This is a genomic window from Rubrivirga marina (assembly GCF_002283365.1).
Classification (GTDB): Bacteria; Bacteroidota; Rhodothermia; order Rhodothermales; family Rubricoccaceae; genus Rubrivirga; species Rubrivirga marina.
This window is the reverse complement of record NZ_MQWD01000001.1, coordinates 2761749-2778349: the sequence shown is the minus strand read 5'-3', so window position 1 is coordinate 2778349 and position 16601 is coordinate 2761749. Positions and strand designations below refer to the sequence as shown.

General features: G+C 73.4%; 17 protein-coding genes and 1 pseudogene. 14 read left to right on the top strand and 4 right to left on the bottom strand.

Annotation, left to right across the window (positions count from 1 at the left end; genetic code table 11):
- Positions 1–22: 22 nt before the first annotated feature.
- The 4 genes from pgl to BSZ37_RS11560 all read left to right on the top strand — a co-directional run bounded on the left by pgl (position 23) and on the right by BSZ37_RS11560 (position 4047).
- The gene (pgl, locus tag BSZ37_RS11575) at positions 23–763 is read left to right on the top strand and encodes a 6-phosphogluconolactonase (protein ID WP_095510699.1); all 741 of its coding nucleotides are present in this window, start codon (positions 23–25) and stop codon (positions 761–763) included.
- Between the two features lie 54 nt (positions 764–817).
- On the top strand, positions 818–2131 hold the full coding sequence (locus BSZ37_RS11570) for a DUF2851 family protein (protein WP_095510698.1): 1314 nt from the start codon (positions 818–820) through the stop codon (positions 2129–2131).
- Between the two features lie 79 nt (positions 2132–2210).
- A complete protein-coding gene (locus tag BSZ37_RS11565; protein WP_218830483.1) occupies positions 2211–3224 on the top strand; it encodes a polyprenyl synthetase family protein in 1014 nt (337 codons plus the stop codon).
- Between the two features lie 82 nt (positions 3225–3306).
- A complete protein-coding gene (locus BSZ37_RS11560; protein ID WP_095510697.1) occupies positions 3307–4047 on the top strand; it encodes an MBL fold metallo-hydrolase in 741 nt (246 codons plus the stop codon).
- Between the two features lie 35 nt (positions 4048–4082).
- Here the strand turns inward: BSZ37_RS11560 and BSZ37_RS11555 are convergent, their stop codons facing one another.
- The 4 genes from BSZ37_RS11555 to BSZ37_RS11540 all read right to left on the bottom strand — a co-directional run bounded on the left by BSZ37_RS11555 (position 4083) and on the right by BSZ37_RS11540 (position 8061).
- Entirely contained in the window at positions 4083–4640 is a 558-nt protein-coding gene (locus tag BSZ37_RS11555; RefSeq protein WP_179299593.1) for an SPOR domain-containing protein, read from the bottom strand.
- A gap of 76 nt (positions 4641–4716) precedes the next feature.
- On the bottom strand, positions 4717–5373 hold the full coding sequence (deoC, locus tag BSZ37_RS11550; protein ID WP_342761217.1) for a deoxyribose-phosphate aldolase: 657 nt from the start codon (positions 5371–5373) through the stop codon (positions 4717–4719).
- A 266-nt stretch (positions 5374–5639) separates the two neighbouring features.
- On the bottom strand, positions 5640–7037 hold the full coding sequence (locus BSZ37_RS11545) for a sigma-54-dependent transcriptional regulator (protein ID WP_095510695.1): 1398 nt from the start codon (positions 7035–7037) through the stop codon (positions 5640–5642).
- Between the two features lie 76 nt (positions 7038–7113).
- Positions 7114–8061, bottom strand: a complete 948-nt coding sequence (locus BSZ37_RS11540) for a diacylglycerol/lipid kinase family protein (RefSeq protein ID WP_179299592.1) — start codon at positions 8059–8061, stop codon at positions 7114–7116.
- A 34-nt stretch (positions 8062–8095) separates the two neighbouring features.
- On the opposite strand from BSZ37_RS11540, the gene BSZ37_RS11535 reads away from it, so the two are divergent.
- The 10 genes and pseudogenes from BSZ37_RS11535 to BSZ37_RS22015 form a co-directional block, all read left to right on the top strand.
- A complete protein-coding gene (locus BSZ37_RS11535; protein WP_095510693.1) occupies positions 8096–8983 on the top strand; it encodes an ABC transporter substrate-binding protein in 888 nt (295 codons plus the stop codon).
- Complete coding sequence (locus BSZ37_RS11530) at positions 8983–10014, top strand: FecCD family ABC transporter permease (protein WP_095510692.1); 1032 nt, start codon at positions 8983–8985, stop codon at positions 10012–10014. Before BSZ37_RS11535 ends, BSZ37_RS11530 begins: the two co-directional genes overlap by 1 nt.
- Positions 10015–10130: 116 nt before the next feature.
- Positions 10131–10685 (top strand): RNA 2',3'-cyclic phosphodiesterase, encoded by a 555-nt coding sequence (gene thpR, locus BSZ37_RS11525; RefSeq protein ID WP_095510691.1) that lies wholly within the window; start codon positions 10131–10133, stop codon positions 10683–10685.
- A gap of 7 nt (positions 10686–10692) precedes the next feature.
- Positions 10693–11535 (top strand): HipA family kinase, encoded by an 843-nt coding sequence (locus BSZ37_RS11520; protein ID WP_218830482.1) that lies wholly within the window; start codon positions 10693–10695, stop codon positions 11533–11535.
- Positions 11536–11538: 3 nt separating this feature from the next.
- Entirely contained in the window at positions 11539–11958 is a 420-nt protein-coding gene (locus BSZ37_RS11515; protein WP_095510690.1) for a DUF3037 domain-containing protein, read from the top strand.
- Positions 11959–11991: 33 nt separating this feature from the next.
- Positions 11992–12810 (top strand): hypothetical protein, encoded by an 819-nt coding sequence (locus BSZ37_RS22020; protein ID WP_095510689.1) that lies wholly within the window; start codon positions 11992–11994, stop codon positions 12808–12810.
- Positions 12811–12849: 39 nt separating this feature from the next.
- A complete protein-coding gene (locus BSZ37_RS11505) occupies positions 12850–14466 on the top strand; it encodes an Ig-like domain-containing domain (protein WP_095510688.1) in 1617 nt (538 codons plus the stop codon).
- Positions 14463–16010: an NAD(P)H-hydrate dehydratase gene (locus BSZ37_RS11500; RefSeq protein WP_179299591.1), complete on the top strand. Its 1548-nt coding sequence runs from the start codon at positions 14463–14465 to the stop codon at positions 16008–16010. Before BSZ37_RS11505 ends, BSZ37_RS11500 begins: the two co-directional genes overlap by 4 nt.
- Positions 16007–16357: a VanZ family protein gene (locus tag BSZ37_RS11495; protein WP_095510686.1), complete on the top strand. Its 351-nt coding sequence runs from the start codon at positions 16007–16009 to the stop codon at positions 16355–16357. Before BSZ37_RS11500 ends, BSZ37_RS11495 begins: the two co-directional genes overlap by 4 nt.
- Positions 16358–16396: 39 nt before the next feature.
- Positions 16397–16601: pseudogene (locus tag BSZ37_RS22015) on the top strand (hypothetical protein); the annotation flags it as partial.

The window sequence follows — 16601 nt, the reverse complement described above, 5'->3', positions numbered from 1 at the left end:
CCCCCTTGATCCTCGAACTGGTATGAACGCCGAGATCGTCGTCCTCCCCACCAAACAGGCGGTCGCCGAGGCCCTCGCGGACCGCACGGCGACGGCGCTCCGAGCCGCGCTGGAGCAGAAGAACCGCGTCACGCTCTGCCTCACGGGCGGCTCGACGCCCGTCCCCGCCTACGAGCGACTGGCCCAAGCCGAGGGCATCGACTGGGGCCGCGTCCACGTGTTCTGGGGCGACGAGCGGTGCGTCCCACCCGACCACGAGGAGAGCAACTTCGCGATGGCCGCGCGGACGCTGCTCGCGCCCGCCGAGGTGCCCGAGACGAACGTCCACAAGATGCCGGGGGTCTGCCCGCAGGACGAGGGCGCGGCCGTCTACGAACAAGCCCTCGAGCAGTTTTTCGGCGACGACCTCTGGTTCGACGTCCTCCACCTCGGCATGGGCGACGACGGCCACACGGCCTCGCTCTTCCCCGGCACCGACGCGCTCGGCGTGACCGATCGTCGGGTCACGCCCGGCCTCGCGCCTCCCTCCGCCAACGTCCGTGAACGGCTCACGCTCACGTTCCCGACGCTCATGCAGGCCGGCCTGTGCCTCGTGGCCGCCGCCGGGGCCGACAAGCGGGAGGCGTTCTCAGACGTCCTCGACGCCTACGACGGCGAGGGCGACGGGCCGCCAGTGGCTCACGTCCGCGTCGAGGGCGACCTGATCTGGCTGGTCGACGCCGCGCTGGCGCAGGGGCTCACGGACGACGAAGACGATGGCTGACGGTTAGATCGCTCGGGCGTGGCGGTCTAAGGGGGCCTGGCACCCCCGGTCCCCATGTCCACCCCTCAGGTCCGCGATCCGCACGTGGCGGAGCCGCTCGTGGCGGAGCCTCTCGTCGCCGAACCTCCCGACCGCATCGCCCGCGTGCCCGAGGCCGCGATCCAGGACGCCTGGGTCCGCGGCCTCTTCGACGCCCGCGCTCTCCGCACCACGGACGGACAACGGGTCGAGGTCGTCCACCTCGGGACGCTCAACGGGGACTCCGGGCCCGACGTCCGAGACGCCCGCGTCGTGATCGGCGGGATGCTGTGGGCCGGCGACGTCGAGATCCACACGACGAGCGCGGCGTGGGAGGCGCACGGCCACGACCGCGATCCGGCCTACGACCGGGTGGTCCTCCACGTCGTCCTCGCCGCCGACCGGCGGACGGGCACGCTGCGCCGCGCGGACGGCTCGGCGCTCCCGGAGTTGGTCCTCCTCCCCCACCTCGACCGGTCGCTGCGCGCGCTCCTCCGGGCGTTCCACGTCGAGCCCGGGACTGCGCCGCGGTGCGGGGCACGGTGGGACGAGGTCGACCCCGCCCTCGCGCGGTCGTGGGTCCGCCACCTCGGGACGGAGCGGCTCCGCCGACGCGCCCGCGACCTCGGCCGGGAGTACGGCCGCCAGCCCGACCTCGACCGGCTCCTCGTCCGCCGGATGTTCCGCGCGCTCGGCTACGAGGCCAACGCCGACGCCTTCGAGACGCTGGCGACCCGGCTGCCTCTCGCCGACCTCCGCCAGCGGTCCGCCACCGGCCTCCACGCGGCCCTCCTGTTCGCCTCGGCGCTCCAGCCAGCCGAGCTGTTCACCGAGACCGCCGTGGCCGACCTCACGCCGATGCGGCCGGAGGCGTGGCGGCGGGGCGGGCGTCCCGCGAACGCGCCGCGCCGACGGATCGCGCAGGCCGCGGCGTGGCTCGCGCCCGGCGGCCCGCTCCGCCACGACCCCGTCGAGACGCTCACGGAGGCGCTGGCAGACGGCGTCGAGACGGCCACCGATCTCCTCCGGGCCGAGACGCCCGACGGGTCCTCGCGGTTGGGGGACGCCCGGGCGGTTCGCGTCCTCGTCGACGCCGTGCTGCCCGTCCTCCTCCTCGACGCCGAGCAACGGGAGGACCCGGCCCGGGAGGCCGTCGTCCTCGACGCCTACGACCGACTTCCCGCCTCGCCCGACCGGATCACGCGGCGGTTCGCGGAGCTCGGCCTCCGGCCTCGCACGGCCGCCGAGGCCCAGGGCGTCCACCAGCTCGTTCGCGCGTACTGCGAGGAGGGCCGTTGCGCGCGGTGTGCCATCGGCCGCGCGCTCTACCCAGCGCTCGACTGGGTGTGAAATCGACGGGGACGGGACGATTCGGCAACCCTGAGGCAGGCGTTCGGTACGAGCTTTCAACCACGATTGAAAGTTCGCCGTGACCGCCACGCTCGACCCTCCGCTCTCCGACGCCCCGCCCCAGGGGCTGAAGGCCATCCAGGCGCCGGTCGCGGGCGACCTCAAAGCCTTCCGCCGCCACTTCCGCGAGGCGATGCGGTCGCGGGTCCGTCTCCTCGATACGGTCGTCCAGTACCTCCTCCGGCGGAAGGGGAAGCAGATCCGGCCGACGCTCGTCCTCCTCTCGGCCGACCTGGCCGGCGGGATCACCGAGCGGAGCTACCGGGGCGCGGCGCTCGTCGAGCTCCTCCACACGGCCACGCTCGTCCATGATGACGTGATCGACGAGGCCGAAACGCGGCGCGGCGTGGCGTCGATCAACGCGCTCTGGAAGAACAAGGTGGGTGTCCTCCTGGGCGACTACCTCCTCAGCCGCGGCCTCCTCCTTTCGCTCGACGCGGGCGACTACGACCTGCTCCGCATCACGTCCGACGCGGTCCGCCGGATGTCGGAGGGCGAGCTCCAGCAGATCGAGACGGCCCGGAAGCTCGACATCACAGAGGATCGCTACTTCCAGATCATCGGCGACAAGACCGGCTCGCTCATCGCCGCGTGCATGGCGACCGGGGCCGCCTCGGCGGGCGCCGACGACGAGACGGTCGCCCGGGCGAAGTCCATCGGGGAGACCATCGGGCTGGCGTTCCAGATCCGCGACGACCTCTTCGACTACGACCCCGAGGCGGCCGCGGGCAAGCCGGTCGGGCTGGACCTCCAGGACCGCAAGATGACGCTCCCGCTCATCCTCGCGCTCGACCGCGCCGACGACGGGACACGCAAGCGGATCCGCAAGATCGTCCGCAAGCGGAAGAAGAGCCGGGACGACGTCCGGGAGGTCGTCCAGTTCGTGACGGCCTCCGGGGGGCTGGCGGCCGCGCGCACGCGGATGGAGGCGCTGGCAAACGAGGCCGCTGAGGCGATCCGCCAGTTCCCGCCGTCGGAGGCCCGAGACGCGCTCGTCGGCCTCTGCGCCTACGTCGTGGACCGGAGGGTCTGAGGGCGTCCCTCACGGGCCCCGGCACCGATTCATCGTGCGCCGGTGCCCGGGGGGGCGCTACGTTGTGGCATCCCCCCACGTTATGACGGCTCATCTCCTCGGTACCGGCTCCGCGAATGCCGGCCCGGACCGGACCACCACGATGCTCGCGGTCGAGCACGGCGGCCACCTCGTCCTCATCGACTGCGGTGGCGATGCGGTTCAGCGGATGGAGGCCTGCGGGCTCGACCCGCTTGCCCTCGACGCCGTCGTCCTGACGCATGAGCACCCCGACCACATCTCGGGCTTCCCGCTGCTCCTCGAGAAGCTGTGGCTGATGGGCCGGCGCGACCCGCTCCCGATCTACGGGCCGGCCGCGACGCTGGAAAAAGCCCGCGCCCTGTTCGCCATCTTCGACACGCTGAAGTGGACGGGCGTGCCGGAGCGGATGTACCACCCGGTCGAGATGCGGCCCGAGGCGCCCGTCGTCGACCTCGGCGACCTCGTCGTCACCGCGTCGCCCGTCGAGCATCCCGTTCCGACGATCGGCCTCCGGTTCGAGGCCGGAGACCGGTGCCTCGCGTACTCGTGCGACACGGCCCTCTCGGGCGCCGTCGTCGACCTCGCGACCGGCGCCGACGTGCTGATCCATGAGGGGACGGGCTCGCTCCCCGGCGTCCACAGTTCGCCCGAAGAGGCCGCCGAGGTGGCCGTCCGCGCGGGCGCCAAGCGGCTCGTCCTCGTCCACGCGCCCGTCGCGGCCACCGACGACGACCTCACGCAGGCCCGCGCGACGTTCGCCGCGACGGCCTGGGGCCACGACGGCGACCGCATCGAGGTCTGACCCGACGACCGGCCCAGCCCGCCGGCCTCAACGCGCTACCGCATGACCGTGACGAGGTCGGGCACGAGGAACGCCTCCGGGTACTGCTGGCGGACGAGCGCCAGCGCCTGCTCGGCCTCGGCCCGCGTGGCGAAGGCGCCCATCCGGACGCGGTAGTACGGCTGGAGGTACGCCACCAAGACCTCCATCTCGCGCGGCGCCCCGGGCGTCGACTGCGCCCGTCCCCACCACGCCACGGCCTCCGTGCGGACGCTCTCCGCCGCGTCCCGGCTCGCGCTCGAGAAGATCTGGACGCGGTACCCGTCGACCTGCTGTTGCTGCGGCTCCTGCGGCGCCGGTGCCGGTGCCCCAGCCCCTCCGGGCACGACGACGCGGCCCGCCATGATGCCCGCCGGGACGTCGTGGACGACTTCGTCCGGCACGTCGGGCGCGGCGTCGTAGCCTGAGGGGTCGAACGTCTCGTAGGCGGGGTAGCTCGGCCCCGTCGTGTCGACGGGAGCCAGGGGGCCGTCGTCCGGCGTGACCGGGCCGAGGCCGGAGCATGCCGACAGCGTGAGGACCGAGGCGAGCGCGACGAGGAGCGGGAGGCGCATGGGGTGGAGGGATGGGGAAAGAGGCATGAGGCGTGAGGGACCGTTCGATCCCTCCTTCCCGCATCCCTCGCTCCCTCTAGTACGAAGCGTCGGAGGTGAGCCCCTTCAAAATAGCGACGCCGGCACTCGCGCCGAGCCGCGTGGCGCCGGCCTCGACCATCGCGTAGGCGTCCTCGGCCGAGCGGACCCCGCCCGAGGCCTTGACGCCCATCGAGTCGCCCACGACGCGGCGCATGAGAGCCACATCCTGCGGGCTCGCGCCGCCCGAGGCGAACCCGGTCGACGTCTTGACGAAGTCGGCCCCGGCGTTCTGGGAGAGGACGCACGCGATGACCTTCTCCTCGTCCGTCAGCAGCGCGGTTTCGAGGATCACCTTCACCGTCCGCCCCTGCGCGGCGTCTACGACGGCCTTGATGTCGGCCTCGACCTCGGCGTAGCGCTCGCTCTTGAGGAGCGCGACGGCGATCACCATGTCGATCTCGTCGGCCCCGTCGCTCACCGCCTGCTCGGTCTCGAAGGCCTTGACGGCGGTCCGGTTGGCGCCGTGCGGGAAGCCGATGACCGTGCAGACGAGCGGCGTCTGGCCGGCCAGTTCGGCGGCGGCCACGGGCACCCAGACGGGGCTGACGCAGACACTCGCGAAGCAGTACTCCCGCGCCTCGGCGCAGAGCTCGCGGATCTGGGCCTCGGTGGTGTCCGGCTTGAGGACCGTGTGGTCGATGAGCCGGGCCAGCGGCGGGGCGAGGGCGCAGGCGTCGGCCGGCCCGGTCTTGTCCGCGCGGAGGCCGAAGCGGGCGGCCCCGGCCCCGATCATCCGCTCGAGCGCGGTCGACAGGTCCCCCGGCCTCAGCGCCGAGGCGAGGGTGGCCCGGCCCGTGAGCCGGTCGGCGAGGGCAGTCTTTTCAGCGTCGGTCACGGGGTCGGAGTCCGGGGCTCAGAGGTCAGGGTGCGTCTCCCGAAGGAAACCCCGAACTCCGAACCGCTCAACCCCGAACCGGTTCACGCCGTCATCTCCTCGACTTCCTCGTCCAGGTTGTACCGCTTCCGCTTTTCCCAGAGCGTCTTCTTCGAGATGCCGAGGAGCTTGGCGACGTCCGCGTAGGACGAGTTCCGGTTGTTGGCGAGCGTGTGCTTGATGTACTCGTACTCCAGGTCCTCCAGCGTCGCGCTCGCGCGGAACCGGAACGTGTCGGCGTCCGAGGCCGCCCCGTCGAAGAGGTCGGTCTGGAGGAGGACGAGGTCGCTGGCGTCGAGCGTCGGTGTCTTGGCGAAGATGAGGGCCCGTTCGAGGACGTTCCGGAGCTCGCGGACGTTGCCGGGCCAGTTGTGCGACAACAGCTTCTCCTGGGCCGCCTCGGTGAACCCGTCAAACGGCTTCCCGAACTCGGAGGCGAACCCGGCCGCCACCTTCTCGGCGATCTGGAGCGCGTCCGCGCCCATCCGGCGGAGCGGCGGCAGCTGGAGCGCGACCACGTTGATCCGAAACAGGAGATCCTTGCGGAACTCCTTCTCGGCGACCTTCTCCTGGAGGTTCGCGTTCGTCGCGCAGACGATCCGCGTGGTCACCTTGATCTCGTCGGTCCCGCCGAGGCGGCGGAACTGGCGGCTCTCCAGGAAGCTCAGGAGCTTGGACTGGAGCCCCAGACTCATCGAGTCGATCTCGTCAAGGAACAGCGTGCCTCCATCCGCGACCTCGAGGAGGCCGGGCTTTGCCGCGCGGGCGTCGGTGAAGGCCCCCTTCTCGTAGCCGAACAGCTCCGACTCGAGGAGGTTGTCGGGGAGCGCGGCGCAGTTGATCTCCATGAACCGGCCGCCCGACCACTTCGACGCGTAGTGGAGCGTCTGCGCCACGAGGTTCTTGCCCGTCCCCGTCTCGCCCCGTACGAGGACCGTCGTGTTCGGGATGTCCTTCAGGGTCTCGATCGTGTCGCGGACCTCCTGGACCTCGTCGCTCGTCCCGATGATCTTGCCGACCGAGTGCTCCTTCTTGCGCGTTTGCTTGATCTCCTGGAGCTCCTTCTTGTCCTCGTAGAGGTCGAGCGCCTTCGCCAGCAGCGCGCGCATCTCCTCCAGGTTGACCGGCTTCTGGAGGTAGTGGAACGCCCCGAGCCGCATGGCCTCGACGGCCGTCTGGACCGACGAGTGGGCCGTCATGACGATGACGGGGATCGTCAGGCCACGCTCGCGGAGGGCCTCGATGAGTTCCATGCCCGAGACGTCGGGCATCATGAGGTCGGTCAGGACAAGGTCCGGCGGGCGGCCGTCGTCGCAGGCCTGCAGGAGCGGCTCGGCCGAGGTGAAGCCCTGGGTGGCGTAGCCGTCGCGGCCGAGGACCTTGGCGAAGAGCTCGCCGATCTTGGGATCGTCGTCGACGACGTAGATGCGCTTCTGGCTCATGTCCGGGGGGATAAAGGGGGCCAGGGGAGGCCGAATGGTACGAATCGTAACGCCGCTTCGCCTTCGAATCCAGACGTTACGCCGTCCGCGCCGGCGCCACCACTGCGATCGCGCCCGGCAACACCTCCACGTCGAGCGCGACGGCGCCGGCCGTCAAGATCTCCCCATCGGCGTGGACCCCTACCGACGGCTCGACGGCGAGCGTCAGCCCGGAGACGCGTGCCATCGTGACCTCGGGCGCGGTCACGTGCGCGCCGGAGAACGTCGTCGGGAGGAGCCGGAGGGCGCGCGCCGTCGCGACGTGGCGGACGTAGCAGACGTCGAGGAGGCCGTCGAACGGCGTGGCGTCGGGCGTGAGCAGGAACCCGCCGCCGGCCGAGTGGCCGTTCCCGATCTCGCACAGGAACAGGGACTCGTCCACGTCGAGGGCCGGCATCTCGTCCGCGCCGCCGGCCGGAACCACCGAGCGGACGCGCGCGCGGAGCGTCGGCCGGCGCCACGCCCAGAGCGTGCGGAACACGGCGGCGAGGTAGGCCGCCTGCCCGCCGAGCCACTTCGTCTCCGAGGCCAGCGCCGCCACCCGTGCGTCGAACCCGAGGCCGAGGCCGTTCGCGAACAGGCGCTCGTGGAACACGCCGTCCGCGTCGGTCCACCGCACGCGGCCCACGTCGGCGGCGCGGACCCCGGCCGTCGCGACCTGGCGGGCCGCCTCGGCGAGGTCGTCGGCCATGCCGAGCGCGTGGGCGTAGTCGTTGCCCGTCCCGACCGGGAGCACCGCCAGCGTCCCGCCCGTCCCGACGAGCCCGTTCACGACCTCGTGGACCGTCCCGTCCCCACCGGCCACGATCACGAGGACCCCTTCCTCCCCGAGACACCGGGCCATCCGCTCGGCGTCGCCCGGGGCGGCGGTCTCCCAGACCTCGGCCTCGATCCCGACCGCCGCGAGGTGGCCGTCGAGCGCCGGCCGGAGGGCCTGGTTCCGGCCACCGCGAGCGGCGGGGTTGACGAGGACGTGGGCGGTCATGGCCGGGTAACTTAGCCGTCGCCCCTCCCCCGCCATGCGCACCTCCCGTTTCGCCCTCCTCGCCGGTCTCGTGGCGCTCGCCGCCTGCGCCCCCGACGCGCCCTCTGAGGTCCGCGACGACCTGGGCCGGACGGTGCCCTTCGACGGCGCACCCGAGACCGTCCTCCCGCTCGCTCCCAACATCACCGAGCTCGTCGCCGAGGCGGCCGGGGCCGACCGGCTGGCGGGGGTCTCGATGAGCGACAGCTTCCCGCCGGGCATCCAGAGCCTCCCGCGGTTCCAGTCGCTCCCGCTCGACACCGAGACGGTCGTCTCGCTCCAGCCGGGCCTCGCGATCGGGTCGACGGACGTGAATGCGGCCGAGGCCGCCGACGGGCTCGCCGCGCTCGGCGTCCCGACGTACCTCTTCCGCTTCGACGAGGTCGCCGACGTGCCGCGCGCGCTGCGGACGCTCGACACGCTCCTCGCCACGAGCGGCGGCGCCCCCGCTGCCGACGCCTTCGAACGCCGGGTCTCGGCCGTCCAGGACGCCGTCCAGCCGTACACCGCGCCGCGCGTCCTGCTCCTGGTCGGCGACGAGACGCTGTACGCGTTCGGCCGCGACTCGTACGCCAGCGAGCTCGTCCGCCTCGCGGGCGGCCAGAACCTGACCGACGTGTACCCAGGCGAGGCGTCGCAGCCCAGCGACGAGGCCGTGCTCGAGATGGCGCCCGAGGTCATCGTCGTGCTCATTGAGGACTACGACCCCTCGCAGCTCCTCGAGGAGCACCCGACGTTCTTCTCGCTCCCGGCCGTCCAGAACAGCCGCGTCTACGGGATCGACCCGGACCTCGTGAGCCGTCCCGGCCCGCGGTTGATCGAGGGGCTGGAGCGGTTGGCCCGGCTGCTCCACCCCGAGGCGTTCGCAGCGGGGGCCGCCTGATGGCCCGGGGCGAGTCGTCCCGCCTCGGCGCGCGCCCCGTCGTCGTCGGGATCGGGCTGGCCGTCGCCACCGGGCTCGCCGTCGCCGCCAGCCTGACGTGGGGGAGCGCCGACCTCGGGCCGGGCCGGGTGTGGTCCGCCCTCCTCGGCGGCGGCCCCGAGGTGGACCGGCTCATCGTGTGGCAGCTCCGCGTGCCGCGCGTGGTCCTGGCGCTCGCCGTCGGTGGCGGGCTCGCGGTCGTGGGCGTGGCGATGCAGGCGCTCGTGCGGAACCCGCTCGCGGAGCCGTACATCCTCGGCGCGTCGTCGGGCGCGAGCGCGGGCGCGGCGCTGTTCTACCTCGGTTTCCTGCCGGCCATCGTGTCGCGCACCGTGTCGATGCCGGTCGCCGCGACGGCGGGTGCGTGGCTGGCCGTCGCGACGGTCTTCGCCGCCGCGCGCCGCGGCCCGACGCTCTCGACGACGCGCCTCCTCCTCGCGGGCGTCGCGATGTCGGCCCTGCTCGGGTCGGTGACGGCGTTCGTGACCTACGCCTCGCCCGAGCCCGACAAGCTGCGCGCGGTCCTGTTCTGGTTGCTCGGGTCGCTGTCGCGGGCGCGGTGGGAGACCGTGCTCGCCCCGCTCGTCGTGTCGCTCCTTTCGCTCGGTGGGCTGTGGGCGCTGGCGCGTCCGCTCGACCTGCTGACGACGGGCGAGGAGCCGGCCGCCGGGCTTGGCGTCCCGGTCGAGGCGCTGAAGCGAACGCTCATCGCCATCGCCGCCGTCGCGACCGGCGTGCTCGTCGCGTCGGCGGGCGTGATCGGGTTCGTCGGGCTGATCGTGCCCCACGCGGTCCGCCTCGTGGCCGGCGCGACGCACGGCCGGCTGGTGCCGTTCGCCTTCGCCGGCGGCGCCCTCTTCCTCCTCCTCGCCGACCTCGCCGCGCGGACGGTCCTTCCCGGCCAGGAGGTGCCCGTCGGCGTGCTCACGGCGATCTGCGGCGTGCCTTTCTTCCTCGCCATCCTCCGCCGCTTCGGCTCGGGCTTGGCGTAGGGGGCTCGTTCCGCGAGCCGCGAATGGGGAACTGAACGGGCAGAGAGTGCCGCCCTACGCGTAGGAACCCATCAGGCCCGTCCTATCGAATCCCTCATCCCCCACCCCTCATCCCCATGCGTCTCTTCGTCGCCCTCGACCTTCCTGACGCCGTGCGCGAGCCGCTGGCGGCATGGCGAGCCGACGTGCCGGACGCGCGGTGGGTACCGGCGGAGCGGCTCCACCTCACGCTCCGGTTCCTCGGGGAGACGTCGGAAGGCATGACGAATGCAATAACGGGCCACCTCGAACGAATCCGACGCCGCCCCGTCCCCATCGCGACCGGCGACCTGATCCGCCTGCCCTCTGCGCGGCGCCCCCGAGCGCTGGCGGTCCGGGTGAACGAGACGGCTCCGCTCGGCGCACTGGTCTCGCGCCTCGGCGAGGCGCTGGGCCGTGCCGGCGCGCCGGCTGCCGACCACGAGTTGTTGCCTCACGTCACCCTGGCGCGCGTTCGCCAGCCCGACCCGGCGGCGATTCGGAAGGCCCTCCGCGGCCTCGACCCTCCCGAGGCGGAGGGAGTCGCGACCTCGTTCTCGCTCGTGGAGAGCCGGCAGACGCCCGACGGCCCCGAGTACGTCACCCTCCTCCGCGTGCCGCTCGCGGAAACCCCGACGGCCAGCGGCGGGTGAGCCCCCCATGCCGATCGACACGCACGCCGCCCAGCGGTACGTCACGCCGCTCCGCGAGGGCGGCTCGCTCCCTGCCCTCGTCGAGACCGACGGCGGGATGTACGTCGTCAAGTTCCGCGGGGCCGGACAGGGCGCGCGGGCCCTCCTCGCCGAGCTCATCGTGGGCGGCATCGCGGAGCGGCTGGGACTCCCCCTCCCCGACCTCGCGCTCGTGGACCTCGCGCCGGAGTTCGGCCGGGCCGAGCCGGACCCCGAGATCCAGGACATCCTGAAGGGCAGCCGCGGGCTGAACGTCGGCCTCGGGTTCGTCCCGGGCGCCTTCGCCTACGAGCCCGCCGCCCACGCCGATCTCATCGACCCGGCCCTGGCGGCCGACGTCGTCTGGCTCGACGCGCTCACGACCAACATCGACCGGACGGCCCGGAACCCGAACCTCCTCATCGCCCGCGCCGATGACGGGCCCAAGCTCTGGCTCATCGACCACGGCGCGGCGCTCTACTTCCACCACGACTGGTCGCACGTCGACGCTGAGCGTGCGCGCGCGCCGTTCCCGCCCATCAAGGACCACGTGCTCCTCCCGGTCGCCGGCCCCATCGCGGACGCCGACGCCCGCCTCACCCCACGTCTCGACGACGACGCGATCCGAGGCGTCCTCGACCCGATCCCGGACGACCTCCTGATGGACGCGCCCGAGGGCCGCGACCCGGCCTTCGACACCGCTCAGGCGGCCCGCGACGCCTACGCCGACTTCTTCCGAGAGCGGCTCGAGCCGCCTCGCCTCTGGGTAGAAGAAGCCGCTCGGGCCCAGGCCGAGCGGCCCGACGACACGCCCCTCGCCTACCGTCGCTAGGCCATGCCCGCGTTCGACTACGCCCTCGTCCGCGCGGTCTGGGTCCCGACCGGCGACGCCGTGACGGTCGGGGTGTTGCTCCAGTGCCGGCAGGCCCGGTTTCTCGATGTCCGGCTGGCCGATGGCGCCGACGCGGCCGCCCGCCTCGGGCTCGACGCGGCGCTCTTGGGGCGGTCGCTCGGATCGGTCCGCCAGATCGTCCAGGGCGGTGCCGAGGCGGGACCGGTGGGGCGGCTGCCGCCGTCCGAGCGGTTCCACTTCCTCACGGCCGTCCGCTCCACGGCGCTCCAAACGACGGCCGTTCGGACGGGGGTGACCGACGACCCGGCCGCCGCGCTCGACCGGATCGCACACTCGGTCTTAGGAACCCGCGCGGAAGAAGCGTCGGGCCTCGGAACATCCCCGCCCGCGTCGCGCGTCTAGCCCCTCCAGGCCTTCCCTTCTACCGCACCCCCTGTGTTCGACGACGACTTCGACGACTCCATCGGCGACCTCGACCCCGAGGTCGTGGCCGCCTTCGACGGCGCCGCGGCCGAGGCCTTCGCCAAGCGGAAGGCGCGGCTGACGCGCACGCTCGTCGAGGGCGAGACCGGCGTCCAGTACGAGTCGCTGGCCCTGTTCGCGGAGCCGCTCTTCTCGCTCTACGAGCTCGACGCGGCCGACGCCTTCCGCCTCCGCGACGAGCCCGACTCCGTCGCTGACGACACGGTCGCGCTCCTCGAGACGGCCCGCGTGCTGTGGGCTTTCTTCTCCCTCCCGCCGTCCGAGCGCGCCCACAAGCGGCAGGCCCTGGCGTCCCAACTCGTCGGAGAGGACCCGAGCGAGGACGACTGGGTCGGCCTCGACGGGCTCTTGGAGACGGTCGAGATCCACTGGCAGGCCATGCTCCCCGAAGAGATCGAGATGGCGCAGAGCACCGGGCACGCCGTGGTCGGGTTCGACGACCTGCTCCACCACCCGGCGTTCCGGGTCGGCCCGGAGGAGGGCGACGCGACGCACGCCGGGTTCGGGAGCGACGGGCTCTCGGAGACCGAGGCCCGCGCCCGCTTTGCCCAGCCGCTCCTCGAGTCGCCGGAGATCATGACCGACCCCGACGCCTTCGAGGACGCCCTCGCCCGTGCCGACGACTACTGGGACCTCGCCCGCAACGGCGGCGACCCCGCCGCCTTCGCCGCCGAGCACGCCCAGGACGCCGACGAGACGAAGCGGCTTGCGGACGAGGCCCGGACCATGATCGAGCGGTTCCGCGAGCTGTTCCCGGAGCACGCCGGCTGAGTGGCCGGCCGCCTCACGCGCTCCCCGAGGCGGGCTCCCATGCGACCGTCCGCCGCCCTGCTCCTCCTGGTGCTCGCCGGCTGCGCGACGCCCGTCGCCCCCACTGGCGGCCCGGCCGACACGACGCCGCCGACGCTCGTCGCGTCGAGCCCGGCCGACGGCTCCACGAACGTCTCGGACCGCACGCTCCGGCTGACGTTCTCCGAGCGACTGGCGACGAATGCGGCCACCGCCGTGACGGTGACGCCCCCGACGGAGACGCCACCGGACGTCTCTGTGAGCGCGCGCGAGCTGCGCATCACGCTCCACGAGCTCCGCGACTCGACGACGTACGTCGTGACCGTCGGCACGGCGCTGGCCGACCAGCGGAACGTGGCGCTCCGGGCGCCGATCACGCTCGCCTTCGCGACGGGCGACGCCATCGACCGCGGCCGGATCGCCGGGACCGTCCGGCGCCCCGAGACGGGCGCCGGCGTGGGCGGCGTCGCCGTCTGGGCCTACGCCCTCGACGACACGCTCGGCACCGTCGACCCCGGCGTCGCCGCGCCCGACTACCGCACGGAGACGGGCGCCGACGGGCCGTTCACGCTGGAGTACCTCCGCCCCGGCCCCTACTTCGTCCTCGCCATCGAGGACCGGAACCGGAACGCCCGCGCCGACGCCGGCGAGCGCTTCGCCGCCCCGCCGGCCCCCGCCCTCCTCGCCCGGGACGACTCGACCGCGCCCGAGCCCGCTGCGTTCTTCGTCACGACGCTCGACACGGTCCCGCCCGTCGCCCAGCGCCTCCGGCCGCTCTCCGACCGACGGGTCGCGCTCCGCTTCGACGAGCCCGTCCGCCTCCTCGACACCGCCGCGTTCGGCGAGGCCGTCGCCGTGACCGACTCCGCCTCGGGAGATCGTCGGGCGGTGTCGTGGTACCAGCCGGCGGCTTCGGCCTTCGAGGTCTACGGGGAGGCAGCCCCGCCCTTCCCTTCGACTCCACTGCTCGTCACGTCCGAGGGCACCGACGCCCTCGCCGACTCGGCCGGCCTCGGCGCCCCACCGTTCCGACTCAGCGCCACTCCGCCCGTTCGTGCCGACACCGCCTCGGCCCGATTCGACGCCTTCGTCCCGAGCGCGCCGGACTCCGTCGTCCTCGGCCGAGACGTCCGTCCTGGCATCCGATTTACGTCGCCCCCCGGCGCGTTGCTGGACGCTGTCGAGGTCCGCGCAGTTGGAGAGACGCTCGACGTCCCCTTCGTCACCACCGACGGCGTCACGTTCGTCCCCGACTCGTCGGCCACCCTCCCGGCCCGCTTCACCGTCGTAGCGCCGGTCGGCGACTCGACCGCGTCGCAGCGCTTCGTCGTCCCCGACGCCCGCGACCTCGGCGCCCTCGTCGGGCGGGTCGAGGCCGACGGGCCGGTCCGGGTCGAGGTCCGCCCCGAGGCGGGCGCCCCCGTCGTCGTCGCGGCCGACTCGACCGGGGCGTTCGTGGCCGATGGTCTTCTGCCGGGCCCGTACACGCTCCGCATCTGGGTCGACCGCGACGGCGACGGCAGATGGAGCGGCGGCCGGCTCTGGCCGTACGAGCCGCCCGAACCGCTCGTGTTCCTCGCCCAGCCCGTGCAGGTCCGCGCACGCTGGGAGACCGAGATCGACCCCATCACGCTATGACCCCGCTCGACCCCGTCCTCAGCGCCGAAGCCATGCGCGCGGCCGACCAGGCCACCATCGAGACGTGGGGCGTGCCGGGACGGGTGCTGATGGAGTCGGCCGGGCGCGCCGCGGCACGGGAGATCGTCGCCCGATTCGAGGTCGCGGGCCGAGACGTGACCGTCCTCGTCGGCACCGGCAACAACGGCGGCGACGGGCTCGTGGTGGTGCGCGTGCTGGCGGCACACGGCGCCCGGGTTCGCGCGCTCGTCCTCCCCGGCGAGGGCACCCCCGACCGGACCGCCAACCTCCACATCTTGAGCCGGATGGCTGAGCACGACACGGGCGTCGAGGTCGTCCCGTTCGAGGACGTCCGCCAGGTCGCGAACGCCCCCGCCGACCTCGTCGTCGACGCGCTTCTCGGCATCGGCGTGACGGGCGAGCTTAGGGAGCCCGCGCGCGCGCTCTGCGCCTGGCTGAACCGGGCCGGCGCCCCCGTCGTCGCCCTCGACGTCCCCTCCGGCCTCGACGCGACGACGGGCCGAGCCGCCGAGGACAGCGTCCGCGCCGACCTGACGGTCGCGTTCGGCGGGATCAAGACCGGCCTCCTCCTGGGAGACGGCCCGACCCTCGCGGGCGAGGTCGTCACGGTCGAGATCGGGATCCCGGACGCCGAGCTCCGAGCGCACGCCACCGCCTGGCAGGCGCCGCGCGCGTGGGCCGGCGCACACCTCCCCGAGCGCGCGGCCGACGCCCACAAGTACTCCGCCGGCCGCGTCTTCGCCGTCGTCGGGAGTCGCACGTTCACCGGCGCGGCGGTCCTGTCGACGGCCGCCGCGTACCGGTCCGGCGCCGGCGCCGTCGTGGCCGCCGTCCCTGAGCCGGCCGCGCCCATCGTGGACGCGCGGAACGCCGAGGTGATGGTCGACGCCCAACCGGCGACCGGGGCCGGGACGCTCGCCCGGATCGCCCGCGAGGCCGTCCTCGACCGTGCCGAGGCGGCCGACGCCGTGCTCGTCGGCTGCGGCCTCGGGCGCGACGACGACACGCTCGCGCTCGTCCGCGACCTCGTCGAGGCCGTCGAGGCCCCACTCGTCCTCGACGCCGACGGGCTCGCCGCCTACGCCGACGACGCCGATGTGCTCCGCCAGCGCTCCGGTCCGCTCGTCCTCACCCCCCATCTCGGCGAGCTCCGCCGCCTTCTGAACGACGACTCGTTCGATCCCATCGACCGCATCGAGGCCGTCCGCGGGCTCGCCCAACGATGGCACGCCACGCTCGTGTTCAAGGGGGTGCCGACCGTCGTCGGGACGCCGGACGGGCGCGTGCTGATCGGTCCGCCCGGCGAACCCGCGCTCGCGACGGCCGGGACCGGCGACACGCTCGCCGGCACACTCGTCGGCCTCCTCGCGCAGGGCCTCGATCCCGACGTCGCCGCCCTCTGCGCGCTCTGGCTCGGCGCCGAAGCCGCCCGGCTCTGGACGGCCGACCACGGGGCCACCGGCCTCGTCGCGTCCGACCTCATTGACCGGCTCCCCGCCGCTGCCCACGCCCTCCGCTCGTGACCTCCTCCCGCATCGCGATCATCTGGACGATCGCCGTCCTCGCGGCCTGTTCGATCCCCGCCGCCGAGCTCACGCCACCGGAGTACCTCCCGTTCGCGTTCGACAAGTGGGTCCACGCGGGGATGTTCCTCGTGTTCGGGGTGCTGTGGATGCAGGCGGCCCCGCACCGGGCGTGGGCCGTATTCGCCGCGGGCGTGGCGTTCGGCGTCGGCATCGAGATCTGGCAGGGGCTGCTCCCCATCGACCGGATGCCGGACGCGCTCGACGCCGCGGCCGACGTGGTCGGCCTGATGGTCGGGATCCCGCTCGGCGCGTGGATCGCCCGGCGCGGCGAGAGCAACGGCTGACGGGGCTCCGTGTCTCTGGAGGACACGTTCCCTACCGCCATGCCCGTCCACAAAACGCCCGAGGCCGACCTCCGCCGGCGGCGCCCGCTCTACGCCGAGGTCGGGATGATCCTCGCGCTCGTCCTTGTGATCGCCGCGTTTACCATGCCGACGGCGCCCCTCGGCGCCCCCGAGGTCGCCGCCAACCCGGACACCCCCATCGAGGTTGAGTTCGTCCCGCCGACCGTCCACACGCCGCCCCCAC

Coding starts and splice junctions, on each gene's coding strand:
- BSZ37_RS11515 (WP_095510690.1), top strand. CDS start 11,539: ATGCCCGCGTTCGACTACGCCCTCGTCCGCGCGGTCTGGGTCCCGACC.
- BSZ37_RS11535 (WP_095510693.1), top strand. CDS start 8,096: ATGCGCACCTCCCGTTTCGCCCTCCTCGCCGGTCTCGTGGCGCTCGCC.
- BSZ37_RS11500 (WP_179299591.1), top strand. CDS start 14,463: ATGACCCCGCTCGACCCCGTCCTCAGCGCCGAAGCCATGCGCGCGGCC.
- BSZ37_RS11555 (WP_179299593.1), bottom strand. CDS start 4,640: ATGCGCCTCCCGCTCCTCGTCGCGCTCGCCTCGGTCCTCACGCTGTCG.
- BSZ37_RS11520 (WP_218830482.1), top strand. CDS start 10,693: ATGCCGATCGACACGCACGCCGCCCAGCGGTACGTCACGCCGCTCCGC.
- BSZ37_RS11505 (WP_095510688.1), top strand. CDS start 12,850: ATGCGACCGTCCGCCGCCCTGCTCCTCCTGGTGCTCGCCGGCTGCGCG.
- BSZ37_RS11545 (WP_095510695.1), bottom strand. CDS start 7,037: ATGAGCCAGAAGCGCATCTACGTCGTCGACGACGATCCCAAGATCGGC.
- BSZ37_RS11570 (WP_095510698.1), top strand. CDS start 818: ATGTCCACCCCTCAGGTCCGCGATCCGCACGTGGCGGAGCCGCTCGTG.
- thpR (WP_095510691.1), top strand. CDS start 10,131: ATGCGTCTCTTCGTCGCCCTCGACCTTCCTGACGCCGTGCGCGAGCCG.
- BSZ37_RS11530 (WP_095510692.1), top strand. CDS start 8,983: ATGGCCCGGGGCGAGTCGTCCCGCCTCGGCGCGCGCCCCGTCGTCGTC.
- BSZ37_RS11560 (WP_095510697.1), top strand. CDS start 3,307: ATGACGGCTCATCTCCTCGGTACCGGCTCCGCGAATGCCGGCCCGGAC.
- pgl (WP_095510699.1), top strand. CDS start 23: ATGAACGCCGAGATCGTCGTCCTCCCCACCAAACAGGCGGTCGCCGAG.
- BSZ37_RS11540 (WP_179299592.1), bottom strand. CDS start 8,061: ATGACCGCCCACGTCCTCGTCAACCCCGCCGCTCGCGGTGGCCGGAAC.